The organism is Vibrio splendidus 12E03, from assembly GCF_000272105.2.
Lineage (GTDB): Bacteria > Pseudomonadota > Gammaproteobacteria > Enterobacterales > Vibrionaceae > Vibrio > Vibrio splendidus_I.
The window spans coordinates 1-17150 of record NZ_AJZD02000045.1; the positions used below are offsets into that span (position 1 = coordinate 1).

16 protein-coding genes, 1 pseudogene and 1 riboswitch are annotated in these 17150 nt (G+C 43.6%); of the genes and pseudogenes, 12 read left to right on the forward strand and 5 right to left on the reverse strand.

All coding sequences use genetic code 11. The features are described from left to right. Positions 1–97: pseudogene (locus A142_RS24675) on the forward strand (rhomboid family intramembrane serine protease GlpG); the annotation flags it as partial. 86 nt (positions 98–183) lie between these two features. On the opposite strand, the gene A142_RS04535 reads toward A142_RS24675, so the two are convergent. Next, complete coding sequence (locus A142_RS04535; RefSeq protein WP_019820505.1) at positions 184–591, reverse strand: flagellar basal body-associated protein FliL; 408 nt, start codon at positions 589–591, stop codon at positions 184–186. A gap of 162 nt (positions 592–753) precedes the next feature. On the opposite strand from A142_RS04535, the gene A142_RS04540 reads away from it, so the two are divergent. Together A142_RS04540 and ubiA are read left to right on the forward strand one after the other, a co-directional pair. Beyond that, on the forward strand, positions 754–1293 hold the full coding sequence (locus A142_RS04540; protein ID WP_198928590.1) for a chorismate lyase: 540 nt from the start codon (positions 754–756) through the stop codon (positions 1291–1293). Beyond that, positions 1294–2148, forward strand: coding sequence for a 4-hydroxybenzoate octaprenyltransferase (gene ubiA, locus A142_RS04545; RefSeq protein ID WP_019820509.1), 855 nt, complete (start codon positions 1294–1296; stop codon positions 2146–2148). It begins immediately after the preceding gene. Positions 2149–2252: 104 nt separating this feature from the next. Here ubiA and plsB read toward each other — a convergent pair whose 3' ends face one another. After that, entirely contained in the window at positions 2253–4676 is a 2424-nt protein-coding gene (gene plsB / locus A142_RS04550; RefSeq protein WP_019820511.1) for a glycerol-3-phosphate 1-O-acyltransferase PlsB, read from the reverse strand. 220 nt (positions 4677–4896) lie between these two features. On the opposite strand from plsB, the gene A142_RS04555 reads away from it, so the two are divergent. The 4 genes from A142_RS04555 to dinF all read left to right on the forward strand — a co-directional run bounded on the left by A142_RS04555 (position 4897) and on the right by dinF (position 8423). Continuing rightward, entirely contained in the window at positions 4897–5259 is a 363-nt protein-coding gene (locus A142_RS04555) for a diacylglycerol kinase (RefSeq protein ID WP_029405300.1), read from the forward strand. Between the two features lie 94 nt (positions 5260–5353). Beyond that, the gene (gene lexA, locus A142_RS04560; protein WP_019820514.1) at positions 5354–5974 is read left to right on the forward strand and encodes a transcriptional repressor LexA; all 621 of its coding nucleotides are present in this window, start codon (positions 5354–5356) and stop codon (positions 5972–5974) included. Positions 5975–6071: 97 nt separating this feature from the next. Then, complete coding sequence (locus A142_RS04565; RefSeq protein ID WP_029405301.1) at positions 6072–6950, forward strand: class I SAM-dependent methyltransferase; 879 nt, start codon at positions 6072–6074, stop codon at positions 6948–6950. 117 nt (positions 6951–7067) lie between these two features. Beyond that, positions 7068–8423, forward strand: a complete 1356-nt coding sequence (gene dinF, locus A142_RS04570) for an MATE family efflux transporter DinF (RefSeq protein ID WP_029405302.1) — start codon at positions 7068–7070, stop codon at positions 8421–8423. A 171-nt stretch (positions 8424–8594) separates the two neighbouring features. Here the strand turns inward: dinF and sthA are convergent, their stop codons facing one another. Beyond that, positions 8595–9995 (reverse strand): Si-specific NAD(P)(+) transhydrogenase, encoded by a 1401-nt coding sequence (sthA, locus tag A142_RS04575; RefSeq protein ID WP_019820517.1) that lies wholly within the window; start codon positions 9993–9995, stop codon positions 8595–8597. A gap of 327 nt (positions 9996–10322) precedes the next feature. Here sthA and fabR point away from each other — a divergent pair, with 327 nt between their 5' ends. After that, positions 10323–10964: an HTH-type transcriptional repressor FabR gene (fabR, locus tag A142_RS04580; RefSeq protein ID WP_010438693.1), complete on the forward strand. Its 642-nt coding sequence runs from the start codon at positions 10323–10325 to the stop codon at positions 10962–10964. Next, positions 10964–11335: a YijD family membrane protein gene (locus A142_RS04585; RefSeq protein WP_004736696.1), complete on the forward strand. Its 372-nt coding sequence runs from the start codon at positions 10964–10966 to the stop codon at positions 11333–11335. Before fabR ends, A142_RS04585 begins: the two co-directional genes overlap by 1 nt. Positions 11336–11416: 81 nt before the next feature. Here the strand turns inward: A142_RS04585 and trmA are convergent, their stop codons facing one another. Then, positions 11417–12526 (reverse strand): tRNA (uridine(54)-C5)-methyltransferase TrmA, encoded by a 1110-nt coding sequence (trmA, locus tag A142_RS04590; RefSeq protein ID WP_019820518.1) that lies wholly within the window; start codon positions 12524–12526, stop codon positions 11417–11419. 154 nt (positions 12527–12680) lie between these two features. Continuing rightward, positions 12681–12885, forward strand: a riboswitch (cobalamin riboswitch). 40 nt (positions 12886–12925) lie between these two features. On the opposite strand from trmA, the gene btuB reads away from it, so the two are divergent. From btuB to murI, 3 genes are read left to right on the forward strand one after another with little or no spacing between them, the layout of a single operon-like run. Beyond that, positions 12926–14761, forward strand: coding sequence for a TonB-dependent vitamin B12 receptor (gene btuB, locus A142_RS04595; RefSeq protein WP_019820519.1), 1836 nt, complete (start codon positions 12926–12928; stop codon positions 14759–14761). Positions 14762–14809: 48 nt separating this feature from the next. After that, positions 14810–15475, forward strand: a complete 666-nt coding sequence (locus tag A142_RS04600; RefSeq protein WP_029405303.1) for an ATPase — start codon at positions 14810–14812, stop codon at positions 15473–15475. A gap of 60 nt (positions 15476–15535) precedes the next feature. Then, entirely contained in the window at positions 15536–16342 is an 807-nt protein-coding gene (gene murI, locus A142_RS04605) for a glutamate racemase (protein ID WP_029405304.1), read from the forward strand. Here murI and A142_RS04610 read toward each other — a convergent pair. Then, positions 16305–16757 (reverse strand): RNA recognition motif domain-containing protein, encoded by a 453-nt coding sequence (locus A142_RS04610; RefSeq protein WP_019820522.1) that lies wholly within the window; start codon positions 16755–16757, stop codon positions 16305–16307. The two genes, murI and A142_RS04610, sit on opposite strands and share 38 nt — an antisense overlap. Between the last annotated feature and the right edge of the window lie 393 nt (positions 16758–17150).

Below are 17150 nucleotides of genomic sequence, written 5' to 3' on the forward strand. Positions count from 1 at the left end.
GGCTATCGCCAATACGGCGCATTTAGCTGGCCTAGCCGCTGGTGTGATTATTGGCTTTATCGATGCGATGAAAGCACCAAGCTCGGCAAGAAGTTAACTCATCTCTTCTAGTGAGTAGCCAAACGATAGAGACAAAAAAGCGGCCAGATGAGCCGCTTTTTTATTGGGATTCGTTTTACATCATTACTGATAAAGGTATTTGGTAAACAGTAAGTCAGCAATCAGGGTTTTACCTGTCTCTGGAAGCAAAATCTTGTTGAGGTGTTCAACTAAGGATTTTCTTAAGTCTTCACGGCCAGATAGAGACTTAATGGTTTCTTCGTTTTGTTTGCCAAGTAATTCAATCACTGCATCACGAATCAGTGGTTGGTGATGCTCAATAGCGGCCAAGTCATTACTATTTGCCACCATGATGTCGAGGCGAACCTGAATGTAGCCCAGTTTTTTACCTTTAGTGTAAAAATTGGTGGTCAGGTCTGGCTCTAGCGTGAAATAGGCGAGTTTGGGTGCCGATTCCTCTTCAGCGAAACTTGATGCTGAAAAGAGTAGGGTAATCGCAAGAATTATTTGGGCTACATAACGTTTGTGCATATTTGTGACTTTTCTTTAGTTTATTCGCGATATTCGAAACGCATTAGTCTTGTTACAATGAGCGGTCTAAATCTAAATACGTTTACAATTCGAAGAACGCTTTAATTTTGTTCGAAAGTTGAAGCTTTATTGTACGTGTAAAGTCACCTATTGAATACTAGTATGAATCAGCCAATATCGCTGTATCTTAATTCGTTAATGAATGTAGATTGGCAAAGTACAGAAACATTTGATTTTCCTAATGAAACCACCAAAGAGTGGCTGATGGAGCAAGGCTCTCTTTCCCGCAAGTTGGGCAAGAGCTGTCAGCACCTATCTGTTGAGTTGCTTCATAATCAAGTTGTAGAACGCTCAAGGCTACAACAAGACGAGGAAGATCTTTTATCATCGTTTGATTGCTTATTGCGTAAAGTGATTTTAAAGGGTGATGGCGAACCGTGGGTGTTAGGTCGAACCTTGATTCCCCGAATTACGCTAGAAGATCAGCATTCCGACCTTTCTCAACAAGGTAATGTCCCGCTTGGATTAACCGTTTTCAGTGCTGAGAACGTGGAGCGAGATGCGCTGAAAGTCGGTTGGGTTATCGCAGGCGATGAGCGATTACTCGCACGTCGTTCTCGATTATGGATGAACCATAAACCGATGCTTGTGGCTGAACTGTTTTTACCAACATCACCCATTTACTCTAAGGAGAGTGTGTAAATGCTTGCCACCAAAGCGAAGGCGTATTGGCAATTAACGCGAATGAATCGCCCGATTGGTACCCTGTTACTCCTTTGGCCGACCTTGTGGTCACTGATTATCGCCGCACAAGGTATGCCTGATTTTGATGTCTTGGTTGTTTTCGTACTCGGCGTGGTGTTGATGCGCTCAGCTGGCTGTGTGATCAATGACTTTGCTGACCGTAAAGTCGATGGTCATGTTAAACGTACCAAGCAGCGTCCATTACCTTCAGGTTTGGTCTCCAGTAAGGAAGCGCTTCTACTCTTTTTAGTACTAGCCGTGGTGTCATTTTTGCTGGTACTCACCATGAACCCACTGACCATTCAGCTCTCATTTATTGGTGTGGGTCTGGCGTTCATTTATCCTTTCATGAAGCGCTTTACCCATCTTCCACAGTTGTTTCTCGGCTTAGCGTTTAGTTGGGCGATACCAATGGCTTGGGCGGCACAAACGAATGAATTACCAAGTATTGTGTGGTTTATCTTCGTGATTAATGCGTTGTGGACGATTGCTTACGACACGCAATATGCGATGGTTGACCGAGATGACGACCTGAAGATTGGTATTAAATCGACGGCGATTTTATTTGGTCGCTTCGATAAGCTGATTGTGGGCTCTTTGCAACTCGTCACCCTAGCGATGCTGATTGCGTTAGGCATGCATTACCAACTAGGTGATACCTTCTATTGGGCATTGTTGGTGGCAGGTAGCTTGTTTGTGTATCAACAACATTTGATGCGTCATCGTGACCGAGACTTATGTTTCCAAGCTTTCCTAAACAACAACTATGTTGGAATGGTAGTGACAGCAGGCTTATTCATTACTTTCTGGTAAGTTTTGGTCATTGAATCCGTTCCAAATAAAAAGGCACCCATTGGGTGCCTTTTTCGATCTTGTTCAATCAAACCTTGAACAGAGATTCACGGTATACCAAGAGATTACTCTGCTTGGTGAATACTCTCTTGAATAGTCAGACGCACTTCTGGGTAAAGCATCGAGTAAAGAAGCTTAGCGAATAGCTGAGTCTTTTCTAAATCACAGTTACCATCGTTATCCAGATATTGCTGCTGTTTCAGAGTTGCAAACATCGATGCAAACACGCCTTTATCGAAGAACTCTGGTGCATTGATGCCTTGTAGACGACCAAGTCGCTGTGCAATGTCTTGGCTCTTCTGTTCAAGATCGGATTTATCCAGGTCAGGATTCTCTGCCAACAGGTTTAGAGCAATCGAGTAGCGCTGTAGCGTCTCTGAAATCGTACGACCTAATAGCATCAGTGCTTGGCTGTTTGATTGGTTGATGGTGACTTCGTTATCAGAAATCACAAGCATACCTTGGTTAACCAGCTCTTCAATGATGTTAGAAACCACGCCTTCAAGCTTGTCTTCTTCGTAGCTTAGGAATAGCTCTTTCTTCAAGAACGGGTAGATAGCAGCAACGTTCTCTTGAATCGCGTCAATCGATAAACCGCGCTGACGAATGGTCATCTGTGCAATTAACGATGGCAGAGCAAACAAGTGAATGATGTTGTTTCGGTAGTAAGTCATCAGAATTGACTGGTGACGGTCTAGTGAAATGATGTCGCCCATTGAGTCTGATTCAATCAAGAACTTGTTCAGTGATTCAGCATGTTTTACCAATTCTTCAGCGCTGTCTTTTGGCACAGTGAACGTTGCCGAATATGGAACGTTCTTAAGCAGAGACAGGTAGCAATTGATCTGAGAAACCAAAGAGTCACGAGACAATGCGCGCTGTCTTGAAGCCAATAGTGCCGTTGCACAAAGGGTCAGGGCATTGGTCGCTGCCGCATCGTTAATGTGCGTCATCATTTTGGTCGCCAAGTCATTAACCACCGGGTTCATCCATTGTGGTTTGCTAGTGCCCATTGGGTCGATATCTTTAGTCCACTCAGGTGAGTGTTCATTCAGGTATTGGTTCAGTTGAATCGGCTCACCGAAGTTCACGTAGCCTTTACCAAAGTTACGCAGCTTACGAATGGTACGAATCACTAAGCTCGCGTTTTCTTTCTCTTTACGCTTGCCACGAAGTTCTTTTGCGTAAGTCGCTACTTCCATCACGTGCTCGTAGCCGATGTACACAGGAACCAAAGTCACCGGACGGTTCATGCCTCGCAGCATTGCTTGGATTGTCATCGCTAGCATGCCTGTTTTCGCCTGTAATAAACGACCTGTACGAGAGCGACCACCTTCACTGAAGTACTCTACTGAGTAACCTTTAGCGAATAATTCCGCTAGGTATTCACGGAAAATTGTCGAGTACAGCTTGTTACCTTTAAAGCTACGACGAATAAAGAACGCACCGCCATGACGGAAAATCGGCCCTGCAGGGAAGAAGTTCAGATTGATACCCGCAGCGATATGCGGAGGCACCATGCCTTCGTGGTAAAGCACATAAGAAAGCAGCAAGTAGTCCATGTGGCTACGGTGACAAGGCACATAAACAATTTCGTGACCATCTTGAGCCAACTTACGAACCGTTGAAGCGTTGCTGATATGCAGGCCTTGGTACAGCTTATTCCACAACCAGCCAAGAATCTTCTCACCACGCTTGATCAGCGAGTAAGAGAAGTTTGCAGCAATCTCGTCCATGATGTCTTGAGCTTCTTTGCTCGCTTTCTCGATCGAGATATTCTTTGCTTGCGCTTCGTCTTCAATCGCTTTCTTGATCGCTTCTGATTTTAATAGGCGATCAAACAGAGCTTGGCGGCTAGGCAGGTTAGGGCCAGATGCAGCAAGTTTTTGGCGAGAGAAGTGAATACGTGCCACGCGCGCCAATTTGTGCGCTATGGTGCTGTCGGTGCCATGTGAATTAGCCATGTAGCGTAGAGAAACCACTGGGCTGAAACGCACCAGACAGTCACGACCTGCTAGCAATACCGCTTTTGATTTCTCTAAGCCGTTCATTGCTTGTAGGTAAGGCTTCTGGTTATTCTCTTTACCGGGCTTACGTCCCCACAGAACTGTAGCAGGGATAACTTGAACATCGAGTTCAGAGTCGTCAGCGTGCAGTGAAAGCAATTCAGAGAACACTTCAATTGAAGAGCTTGGTACATAATCATCGTCTTGCAGCAGAGTTTTGCGAGAAGAGATGAAAACGTAGCGTTGCAGTGATTTGCCGTTGATTTCAAGCTTGCTCAACGGATCAGGTAGGCCTAATTCAAGTGCATGTTTTTGCAATGTAAGAATGTCTACACTTGAGCGAAACGGTAAGGCGTATACAATCGGTTTGCTCAAATCAATGTTCAAATCCTCAACAGGGTTTGAAGGAATTGATGTGCCCTTTACCAATAGGGATAAAGGTAGCTTCATTAATGAACGTGAAAAAGATTGTCCAGAAGACATATAGGTTCACTGCCTCAATAGTTATTTCAATGTGCTGAAGCGTATCTCTATTTCTATGCTAAAAAGGATAAATCCTATGAGTGAAATAGGGATAAGCCTAGGCGTAAATTTAATCGATGCAAGAATACCAGAAACTGGTCTAACCTTTTAATGGAAATAGTCATATTGCCGTTAAGTTTGTGGAAAATCATTCATCGACTGATTGAGTATAGGGTTAAAAATGACCAAAAAATCAAACACCGGATTCAAACGCATCATCAAAGCAGCAGGCTTTTCATGGCAAGGCATTACCAGTTCGTTTAAAAACGAGGCTGCATTTCGACAAGAAGTGTTCATGGCAGCCGTGCTTATTCCGTTGGCATTTTACTTAGATGTAAGCCAAGTAGAGCGAATCCTGATGATCTCAGTAGTCGTGTTGGTGATGGTTGTCGAGCTAATCAATACCGCGATTGAGGCGGTTGTCGACCGAATCGGCAGTGAACACCATGAGCTTTCCGGGATGGCGAAAGATGTCGGTTCGGCTGCGGTTTTCATCTGTTTGGCACTAGCCGGTTATGTATGGCTAGATATCTTGTTTTTGTAATTTGCTAAAAATGAACTAAAAACAACCAATTGCTTTGCTTTTGTTCAGTTACTGGATATACTCACAGTCAACTGTATAAAAAGACAGGTGACTCATGAAGCCGTTAACGCCCCGCCAGCAACAAGTCTTTGACCTTATCAAAGGTAAGATCGAAGATTCCGGTATGCCACCGACACGAGCAGAAATCGCGCGTGAACTAGGCTTCCGTTCTGCTAATGCTGCAGAAGAACATTTGAAAGCTCTTGCTCGTAAAGAAGCGATTGAGATTATCCCGGGTGCGTCTCGCGGTATTCGTATTTTGCTTGAAGATGCAGCAAACGAAGAGCAAGGTTTACCATTAATCGGTCAGGTTGCCGCTGGTGAGCCTATCTTGGCTCAAGAGCATGTAGAAATGCATTACCAAGTTGATCCAGGCATGTTTAAACCACAAGCTGACTTCTTACTTCGTGTAAATGGCGAAAGTATGAAAGACATCGGTATTATGGACGGTGATCTATTAGCTGTTCATAAAACACAAGATGTCCGCGATGGTCAGGTTGTCGTGGCTCGTGTCGATGATGATGTAACGGTAAAACGCCTAGAACGTAAAGGTTCAACGGTGCTCTTACACGCTGAAAATGAAGAATTTTCTCCAATCCATGTCGATCTAGAATCTCAACACTTGTCTATTGAAGGGCTGGCTGTTGGTATTATCCGGAACACAGACTGGATGTAATCTGTACAAACAGCTTATTGATATTTATTCTCAATAACTTGTTATTGTAATTGATATTCATTATCATCTTCTTTGTCGAGATACAAGGAAGATGATGATGCCGAATCCAACCAAACCTCAAATAAAGCCGCTTATTCCTAAGCCGCGCTCTTCTGTTCAAAATGCTCCTTTTGATCAAGGGTCTGCACATCAGGAATTCCAAGTTCCGACGGATCTCGTTCAACACCTTTGGTTTCGCAGCCGAGAAAGCCTTGCCGATGACGGCCTAGTCTATGACCCTATAGCAGCTCAAGCCTGCAAGCGCTGCCAATTAGCACCAGAATGTCTTACCGGTGAACTCGACCAACAGCAACTCCTTTACGCGACACTGACTCAGCTTTGCGATTCTCAGGTACAGCAGTTTTTATCTCACAACCCAGATGCTTGGATCATTAATGTTGGTGCCGGGCTCGATACGCGTTTCTACCGTTTAGATAATGGCCGTTGTCATTGGGTTGAATTGGATGTCACAGAGAACTTAGTTTGGCGCCAACGCTTGTTCCACAAAAATGAACGCTATCGTTTGGAATGTGGCTCGGTTGACGATCTGACGTGGCTCGATGAGCTGAACATTCCAGAGCAAGCCTCAGTGATGGTGGTGTGTGAACATGCTCTGCTTGATTGCAACGAACAGCAGACGGCACATTTTATTCAGTCTCTCAGTCGTTATTTTACTCATGCCCACGCCTGCTTAGTATTGGCCGGAGATAAGAGCTCAAGTACGCTGGGGCAGAAGCTAGGATCTGGTGAGTATGCCCACGGGTTGTCTTCACCAATAGACAGTGTTCTTAATTGGTTGCCATGGGCGCAATGGGTTAAGTCATTTTCACCATTAGAGCAGCAATGTAACCGTTGGAAGTTATGGCAGCGATTATTGTGTAAAATTTCTCAGCTTAAAAAGCGTTTAACTCCTCAATTAGTACTCGTTAAATGGTAGCGCTAGCTTCTTCTATCAACAGATAGTTTGCTAAAAGCTAACCAATATACAAAGTACACAACATAGTGAAAGCACACTCACTAGGTTAAACTATCGCCTCTAATCAAAGAGGTGATCGTGAAGCTATTTAATCCCCAAACTATTTTTCAAACGCTATCCAATCAAGCGATGCACAAAAAAGTGCTGTTGCTCGCGATCCCGATGGTTCTTTCCAATATTACGGTTCCTCTACTGGGTTTAGTCGATGCTGCGGTTATCGGTCACTTAGATCATTCTTGGTATTTAGGTGGTGTCGCTTTGGGTGGGACTATGATTAGCGTGACCTTTTGGTTGCTTGGTTTCCTACGAATGTCGACGACGGGATTGGCCGCGCAATCTTATGGGGCGAATGATGGCAAGCAACTTGGTTTAGTCTTTGTGCAAGGCGTGACCATGGCACTAGGGTTTGCTGGTGTCTTTTTGCTATTGCACAGCTTCGTTGCGGATGCGGTTTTCTCTCTGAGTAGTGCCAGTGACCAAGTGAAACACTATGGTCAGCAATATTTCTCAATCCGCGCCTGGAGTGCACCTGCTGCGCTAACTAACTTTGTAATTCTAGGTTGGCTGCTCGGGACTCAAAATGCCAAAGCGCCAATGTGGATGGTGATCATCACCAATATCACCAATATCGTTTTGGATATCGTTTTTGTTATCGGCTTAGGATGGCAAGTGGAAGGTGCAGCATTGGCATCTGTAATGGCTGATTATGCCGGTCTAACATTTGGCTTGATTTGTGTTTACCGAATCTGGGCGAAGAAGCAGTTACCATCGCCATGGGATCTGCTTAAGAAAACCAGCCATGGTTTGAGTCGTTTCGTGAAACTGAATCGCGATATCTTTCTCCGCTCATTATGTCTACAAGCTACTTTTACTTTTATGACTTTCCAAGGGGCAAGCTTTGGCGATGATGTTGTGGCGGCTAATGCGGTATTGATGAGCTTTTTGATGATCATCTCTTATGGGATGGATGGCTTCGCTTACGCGATGGAAGCCATGGTCGGTAAGGCGATAGGTGCGAAAGACCAAGATGAACTGAACCAGTCATTGATTGGTACTTTCTTCTGGAGCTTCAATATTTGTTTGGTACTGACCATAGTATTCGCAATTGCTGGCTCGAGTTTAATTAATATGATCACTACAATCCCAGACGTGAAGAGCCAAGCCGAGGTGTATTTACCGTGGTTAATCGCAATGCCATTGGTGTCTATGTGGTGCTTCTTGTTGGATGGTATTTTTGTTGGGGCCACTAAAGGCAAGGATATGCGCAATAGTATGTTTGTTGCGACCTGCAGTTTCTTCGCGATTTTCTACTTAGCATCAGGTTTAGAGAACCATGCACTGTGGCTAGCGATGCTGAGCTTTATGGCAATGCGCGGGGTTGGCTTGGGTGTGTTGTTTGTTTCTCAGTGGAAGAAGGGTGAGTTTCTCGCTTAGCTCTAACGGGTACAAATAGAAGATGTACAGACTAAATGGCATTTAGAACATCATGATCTAATTACTTTAGTTACTATATTTTTCAATGGTTTAAATGAAAACAGCAAGCTCATGGCTTGCTGTCTATGTATTTAGCCTATGGGTGGTCAAATACTCCTGTTAGTTCTTTATTTAGAACAAACGGTTAAGGCCGTTAAGAGCGGCAACACGATAAGCTTCTGCCATGGTTGGGTAGTTAAAGGTCGTATTCACAAAGTACTCGATGGTATTTGCTTCACCTTTTTGTTCCATAATCGCTTGTCCGATATGAATGATTTCAGCTGCACGCTCACCAAACACGTGGATACCTAAAATCTCTTTGGTTTCGCGATGGAACAGAATCTTCAAGCTACCAATATCTTTCCCCGCAATTTGAGCGCGAGCTAGGTGCTTGAATGAAGAACGTCCTACTTCATACGGTACTTTTGCAGCGGTAAGTTCTTGTTCTGTTTTACCTACAGAGCTGATCTCAGGGATGGTGTAGATACCTGTTGGAATGTCTTCAATTAGGTGACCTTCTGCTTCGCCTTTGACAATTGCTTGGGCAACAAATCGACCTTGGTCATAAGCCGCGCTTGCTAGGCTAGGGTAGCCTATGACATCACCTACCGCGTAAACGTGATCAACGCTAGTTTGGTAGTTGGTATTCACTGATACCTGACCTCGAGAGTCCGCTTCTAAGCCAACAGCACTAAGGTTAAGTTTGTCGGTATTACCCGTTCGGCCATTGGCATAGAGCAGGCAGTCAGCACGCATCTTTTTACCTGACTCTAGGTGGATGATCACGCCATCATCAGTCCCTTCAATTTTCTCAAAGGTTTCATCGTTGCGAATCACGACACCGCTGTTCCAGAAGTGATAAGAAAGTGCATCTGAGGTTTCATTGTCTAGGAATGACAACAAGCGGTCACGAGTATTGATAAGATCGGTTTTTACACCCAAACCGCGGAAAATCGACGCATATTCACAACCAATAACGCCAGCACCATAGATGATGATGTGTTGCGGGTCGTGTTTAAGAGAAAGAATCGAGTCGCTGTCGTAGATACGTTCATGCAGGAAGTCGACGTTATCTGGTTGGTAAGGGCGAGAGCCTGTCGCGATAACAAATTTGTCTGCACTGTAATGTTCTTCAGTGCCATCGCTTTGCATTACCGAGACAGTGTTGGTGTCGATAAAACGTGCAGTACCAAATACCAGCGTGCACTGGTTGCGGTCGTAGAAGCCTTGGCGTAACCGAGTCTGTTTATCGATAACTGATTTAGCATGACCCAAAATGTTGGAAAACGTAGAGTGAATGCTTTTGTTGTTCTGACAAAACAGCGGATTACTGTTGAATTCGATAATACGACTTACGGCATGGCGCAGTGCTTTTGAAGGTATTGTTCCCCAGTGAGTACAACCACCACCAACGCTGCTCTCTTTCTCAATGATTGCAACGTTCAACCCGGCTTTGGTTAATCCCATCGCTGCCCCTTCTCCTCCGGGGCCACTACCAATTACGATTACATCAAAGTGGTTGGAGTGCGGCATAGATATCTTCCTTGTTATATTTGATTAACATTGCTTTAGCGAGATTTTAACTGATTCTGTTCTTGGGTACATGAAAAGGGCATCAGAGAGTCGGTGGGATCACGCAGTGTTATCGAAAAAATAATATTTGGTCTGTCGTATGTCTCCAAATGACAGTGTGGATATTGAAATTTTTTCTGCGAACGTATTTACTTCGGTACGTGAACAAAGAGGTATGTTTAGTGTCTTATATAACCAGAGTGCCTTATATAAATAAGTGATTCGCGTTATATTAAACAGAGTATTAGACATGCCTGTTTAGGCTGTAAAAGAAGAAATTGATAAAGTATGAAACCAATGGGCATTCGCGCACAGCAAAAAGAAAAAACTCGTCGCAGCTTAATCGATGCAGCATTTAGCCAGCTCAGTGCCGATCGTAGTTTTTCCAATCTAAGCTTGAGAGAAGTCGCTCGTGAGGCTGGAATAGCACCGACTTCCTTTTATCGTCACTTCAAAGACATGGATGAGCTTGGCTTAACCATGGTCGATGAAGGTGGCTTACTGTTGCGCCAGTTAATGCGTCAAGCTAGGCAACGCATAGTAAAAGAAGGCAGTGTGATTCGCACATCGGTTGAAACCTTTATGGAATTCATTGAAAGCAGCCCTAACGTATTCAGACTGTTATTGCGAGAGCGCTCAGGAACTTCATTTGAGTTTCGTGCAGCGGTAGCTCGTGAGATACAGCACTTCTCTGCTGAGTTAACCGAATATTTGATAACGACTGGCATGACAAGGGACGAAGCTTTCACTCAAGCTGAAGCCTCGGTCATCTTAGTCTTCAACTCAGGGGCAGAAGCATTAGATTTAGATCGACGTCAGCGAGATGAATTGGCTGAACGCTTGATCATGCAATTGCGAATGATGGCCAAAGGAGCTTTTTGGTATCGTAAAGAACGTGAACGTAACCGATTAAAAGGCGGGATTGAATAATGTCGAATGAAAATAATACTGTAAACCGTGGTTCTGAAAGAAAGACACTCGTACTTGCTGTTGTAGCTGGTGTGTGTGGTGATGCATTGTTATCTTGGGTAACAATGAGCGAAGTGGGCTTCTCTATTTTCCCGCTTATCGCTTTAGTTTTGGCAGTACAAGCGCTTTACCAAGAATACCTAACTAATCCAGTATCTGAAGATATCCCACTAGTAGGTCTAGCTTGTTTCTTCGTGGGTGCATTTGGCCACTCGGCTTTTGTGAAAGCACAACACCCTGATGCAGGTTCAAACTTCTTTGCGATTATTGTCGCGATGCTGCTTTTAGCCTGGGTAGGTAAGAAGCTAGGCTTTATCGGTAAAACCGCTTAAACCAATCTATAAATAAAAAAAACGAGCCAATTGGCTCGTTTTTTTGTATTTGCTGTTTGTCTTAGGCCGAGAAAGCGAGACTTATGCTTTGCGCTCTAAGAATACACCCGCTTCCATGTGGTGGGTGTAAGGGAACTGGTCAAACAGAGCAAAACGAGTGATATTGTGTGTTTCGCTTAGGATCTCTAGGTTCTCTTTCAACGTTTCAGGGTTACAAGAGATGTACATGATACGCTCGTAGCCTTGAACCATCTTACAAGTATCTACATCCATACCTGAACGCGGTGGATCAACAAAGATAGTGTTACAGTTGTAGCTCTTAAGATCGATGTTCGCTTGCTGTAGACGACGGAATTCACGCTTGCCTTCCATTGCTACGGTAAAATCTTCTGCAGACATACGGATGATCTGAACATTTTCAATGTTGTTCGCCGCGATGTTGTATTGCGCAGATTCCACTGACGGCTTCGCCAGTTCTGTTGCCAGTACACGCTCGAAGTTTTGTGCCAGCGCTAATGAGAAGTTACCGTTACCACAGTAAAGCTCAAGCAAGTCACCTTTGCTGTCTTGAGTACAGTCGACAGCCCATTCCAACATTTTCTCTGCTACTTTTCCGTTTGGTTGAGTAAAGCTGTTCTCTACTTGTTGGTAGATGTAGCTATCACCATTCACGTCTAGCTTTTCAATAACGTAGTCACGGTCCAGTACGATTTTCATCTTACGCGCACGACCAATCAGGTTTAGGTTAAAACCTTCATCGTTTAATTGCTGCTTAAGTACTTTAGCATCTTGAATCCACTGTTCACCTAATTGACGGTGGTAAAGTAGTGACACCAAAATCTCGCCGCTTAATGTAGAAAGGAAATCTACTTGGAATAGTTTGTGGCGTAGAGAGTGGTTGTCCTTCATTGCATCCGTTAATAGAGGCATCAAGTCATTGATTAGACGGCTAGCAGCAGGGAACTGGTCTACGCGATATTTTTCTTTAGTCTCTTGGTTGAACATGACGTAATACATATCGTCACCTTCATGCCACACGCGGAACTCAGCACGCATGCGGTAGTGTTGTTCTGGAGATTCATACACTTCCAGCTCAGGCACATTATATTCTGAGAACATTTCAGTAAGACGCTCTGTCTTTTCTGCCAGTTGTTCTTGGTAGCGTTGCGGGTTTACATCTAAATTCGCCATTGTTATGCCTTTTGCTGTCGTGCTTTTAAATCAAGAGCGCAGATTTTATTCAATCACAGGCGCTTGTCCAGTGTTGAGAGTCATTCAGTGTAAATAGGCCATGAAAACTATAGCTTATAACTATCTTAGACTAGACAAATGATTCAGAGGTCAATACTATCTTCGGCAAGCTGGTGTCATTTAGATGTATAGATGGCTGAAGAGGGAATCTGGTGTAAATCCAGAACTGACGCGCAGCGGTAAAAGAGAACGAGTATTCATAAGACACTGCAAATAGCTTTTTGTGGGAAGTCGAGTATTAGGTAACCATAAAGGTTGTGCTCTTGAGTCCGAATACCTGCCAGCGGCCAAACCATAAGATGTGGTTTGGTAGGACTTTACGCGATTTAGGATCACAACATGAACAAATCCCTTTTAGCGGTTGCTGTAGCATCGCTGCTTTCACCTATCTCCAATTTACACGCCCAACAAGCTTCTGCCGAAGAAACCATGGTGGTTACGGCTAACCGTTTTGAGCAAAGCACCGAAAGTGTTGTCGCTCAAGTTGAGGTTGTGACACGTCAAGATATAGCTCGTATTCAAGCTAAGTCACTAACTGATGTATTCAAACGATTAACGGGTATTCAAGTTACACAGAATGGTGGTAGAGGCCAGCAAGCTTCGATCTTTGTTCGAGGTGCTAACTCTGATCAGGTTCTTGTGTTAATTGACGGCATTCGTTTTGCTCGCGCTGCAAAAGGTAGTGTCGATTTCAGCCAGCTGCCAATCACATTTGTTGAACGAGTCGAGTATGTACGAGGCGCTCGTGCTGCTATGTATGGTTCAGAGGCTATTGGTGGTGTGATTAATATCATTACAGTTGCCAGTTCTGACAATGAAGAAACGGTAGTGAGTGCGGGATTAGGCAGCCGTGATTATGAAGAGTTAAGTTTTGTTAGCGGTACTAAAGTTGGCGAAAATGGTCACTTAAACGTATCTGTTGGTTACGATTCGGATGAGGGTTACAACGTTCACCCAATCTCGGGAATAAATGATGGTGACCGCCATGGTTTCGAATCGCGCAACGCACTAATTGGTTATGTTCATAACTTTGATCAGCAATGGAGTGGCTTTGCTAACTTCCGAATGTTCGAGACTATCTCTCAATATGATGGTTCGTATGTTGATTATATTACGGGAGCACCTATCCACTCTTACAAAGAGGCAGAAGTTCAGAATTCTACCTTTGCTGCTGGGGTTAAATATAGTGGCAGTGAACTTAAGTCTGATTTCTTAGTTAACTATCAGAATCAAGATAACTGGAACTACGAACAGTCCTTAGGTAAAAACTCGGTGTCAGCAACATCTGATGAACTCGAACAGCTAAATGTTCAATGGGTGAATTCATACAAACTGACTTCGGCACTGACTCTTAGTGGCGGTGTAGATTGGCGTGATGAGGCTTATATTGTGAAGCCTTCGAATACTGAATACGATAGAACGAATATTGCATACTTCGCAGCATTAAACGCAGATGCGGATAAAGTGTTTGGTGAGCTTAGCCTTCGTGTTGATGATAATGAGCAGTTTGGTACTGAGACTACTTACAATACCGGGTTAGGCTACCGTTATGCTGAGTGGCTTTTCGTAAAAGCGGCTTATGGCACATCCTTCAAAGCACCTAACTTATATCAACTTTATAGCTACTACGGTAATGCACAGTTAGAAGCTGAAAAGGCAGATTCATTTGAGCTGACTTTTGGTGGCTTAATCAAAGATGTTGATTGGTCGATTACTGGCTATGATACAAATGTCGAAGACTTAATTGATTACAACTACGCGACAAGCAAGTACTACAATACCGATGGCGAAAGCCAACTACGTGGTGTGGAAGTGGTCGTTGGATTTGATACTAGCTTTATTAATCACCAAGTGAGCGCTAACTTCCAAGACCCAGAAGATCAATCTGGTGAGCAATTGATACGCCGAGCTAAGAAGATTTACAAGTATAATGCAGTGGCTAGTTTCGATGAGGTTGATGTTTCGCTAGGTTACCAATATGTAGGTGAGAGACCGGATTTCTCTGAAGATCTTGCAGCGTATAGTTTGTTTGATGTTTCAGTGAACTACTATGCGAATGAAAACCTAACTTTAAATGGTCGAGTGGATAATTTAACTGATGAAGAGTATGAGACTGCTGGTGGGTACCCATCACCAGAGCGTACATATTACGTGAATGCTACTTACCAATTCTAATTAACACCTAAACCGCCTTCGGGCGGTTTTTTCTTATTGGGTATATCAATGAAAAAGAAAGTCGTCATAAGTTGGTCATCAGGCAAAGACTCTACATTAACGCTAGAGCGTCTAATTGAAAGCTCCGAATATGAAGTTGTTGCTCTCTATACTACGTATGTGGGAAATGAGGTTCCTTTCCAAGTAACGCCAATCGAGGTTGTCGGAATGCAGGCAACATTGATTGGTTTGCCATTAATAACGATTGAGCTGCCGGAAGTCTTCCCAAGTAATGAGATCTATCAAAGTACTATTGTTACGGCACTTAAAGGATCTGGTTTATTTATCGATGCCGTGGCATTCGGCGATATGTTTTGCAATGGTATTGCTGATTACCGAAGAAGTTATATAGAACCTGCGGGTTGGGAGTGTGTATTTCCTCTATTGGGAGAGAGTAGCCAAGCGCTGGCTCAAGAAATCATAAATAGAGGAATCGAAACCTTTCTCGTCACGGTTGATAGTGAGGCATTAGATGTTGGCTATTGTGGGCAACAATACACGCCTGAACTAATAGATAGTTTACCAAGTCACGTCGACCCATGTGGTGAAGATGGTGAGTTTCATACCTTAGTCACGTCAGCGCCATGTTTTAAAGGAAAGCTTAAGATAGAGCTAGAAAATGCAGAGCAGGGTGAGCGCTTTGTGCATCAACGCTACCGAGCTTGCATTATGTAGAGTGATGATTGGCGAAAACTAAGTGAAGGGGTATCATTGCTGCGGAACTTCTTACAGGTAATGGTTGTGTCGGAAAGCATACAAAAAAACATATTGGTCTTTGATTCTGGTGTTGGCGGTCTCTCTGTATATAAAGAGATAAGCCAGTTACTACCAAATCACAACTATATCTATGTATTCGATAACGAGGCTTACCCATATGGCGAGCTCGATCAGCAAGTCCTCATTCAGAGAGTCCAAAATATCGTCGCCAGTTTTGTTGCGAGTCACGCTATTGATATTGTCGTGATAGCTTGTAATACGGCCAGTACGATAGTCCTGCCTACACTTCGCGCTAATAACCTTATCCCTATTGTCGGTGTTGTCCCAGCAATCAAGCCTGCCTCGTTACTGGCTAACAAAGCGGTTGGCCTTATTGCGACTCCCGCAACGATTACTCGTGAATACACACACGATCTCATCAAAAACTTCTCGAGTAATAAAAGAGTAGAGCTGTTGGGTTCTACTCGGCTGGTGGATATGGCCGAAGATAAACTCAGAGGTGAGGAGATTAGCCTTGAAGAGTTACAGCAAATCCTTCAACCGATGATCAACACAATTGATGTGGCCGTATTAGGGTGTACGCATTTCCCACTGATCAAATTTGAGATTCAACAAGTACTAGGTGAAAGTGTAGTGCTAATAGATTCTGGTAAAGCGATAGCTAAAAGGGTTCAAGATTTGTTGGGTTTGGAAAGCATTAATAAAGAAGGGGGAGTGCGTGAGGTTTTTTGTAGTGCACTTCCTAAAAAAGAAAGTGCACTAAATAGTATGTTAAAGCAGTTAGGGTTTAACTCAGTTCAGATTCGTCCGCTTCAGGATGTTTAGGATCATTTGCAACACGTACTTTTAAAGTGCGTTGCATGTAATCTTTATCGTTAAGTGCAGAGATTGCATGATTCACATCATTACTTGCCATAACAACAAATCCAAAGCCTCTTCTTTTACCAGTACGTTTGTCTTTCATTAAACGTACTGCAAATACTTCACCATGCTCTGAGAATAATTCACGTACATGTGATTCGTTCGCTTTGTATGGAAGGTTACCCACATAAAGTGTTTTGGTTGAAGCCTTAGGTTCTGAATCTGGTTTTGAGTCGGTGCTTGAAAAGTTAACAACAAAAGCGGAAGCCAAGACACCAAGGATAAAGGTAATTGCAGGCGATATATCTACCTGAGAGAAAACAATGCCGCCTAATACAGCCAGTGCGACAATTAACAACATCGATTTTTTTGAGTTCATATCGGAATACTACATATTAATAAACGAAATAGACGCATCTACCATTAACAAAATAGACACATGAATCTTACGTTCATGGCTTCCATTTTTCCAATGTATTGCTGTGATACGTCTCAAATGTTTAGTTTTTATTCGAAAAATGCGGATCTGGTGGCTTTTTAGGCGAACAAAACTTTTATTTCAAAAAGCCCTTGTGCTCCATCTCAATCTCTTTATAATGCCGCCTCACCGACACGGAGTGAGACGAAAGTCACACAGCGAAATCGGTAGAGAAAAAGAGTTTGAAAATAACCCTTGACTCTCAAAGTGGTGCAGGTATAGTACGCACCCCTAGCGACTGAGATGTGAATCACAAAACGCTAGCGCTCTTTAACAATTTAAACCTATCAATCT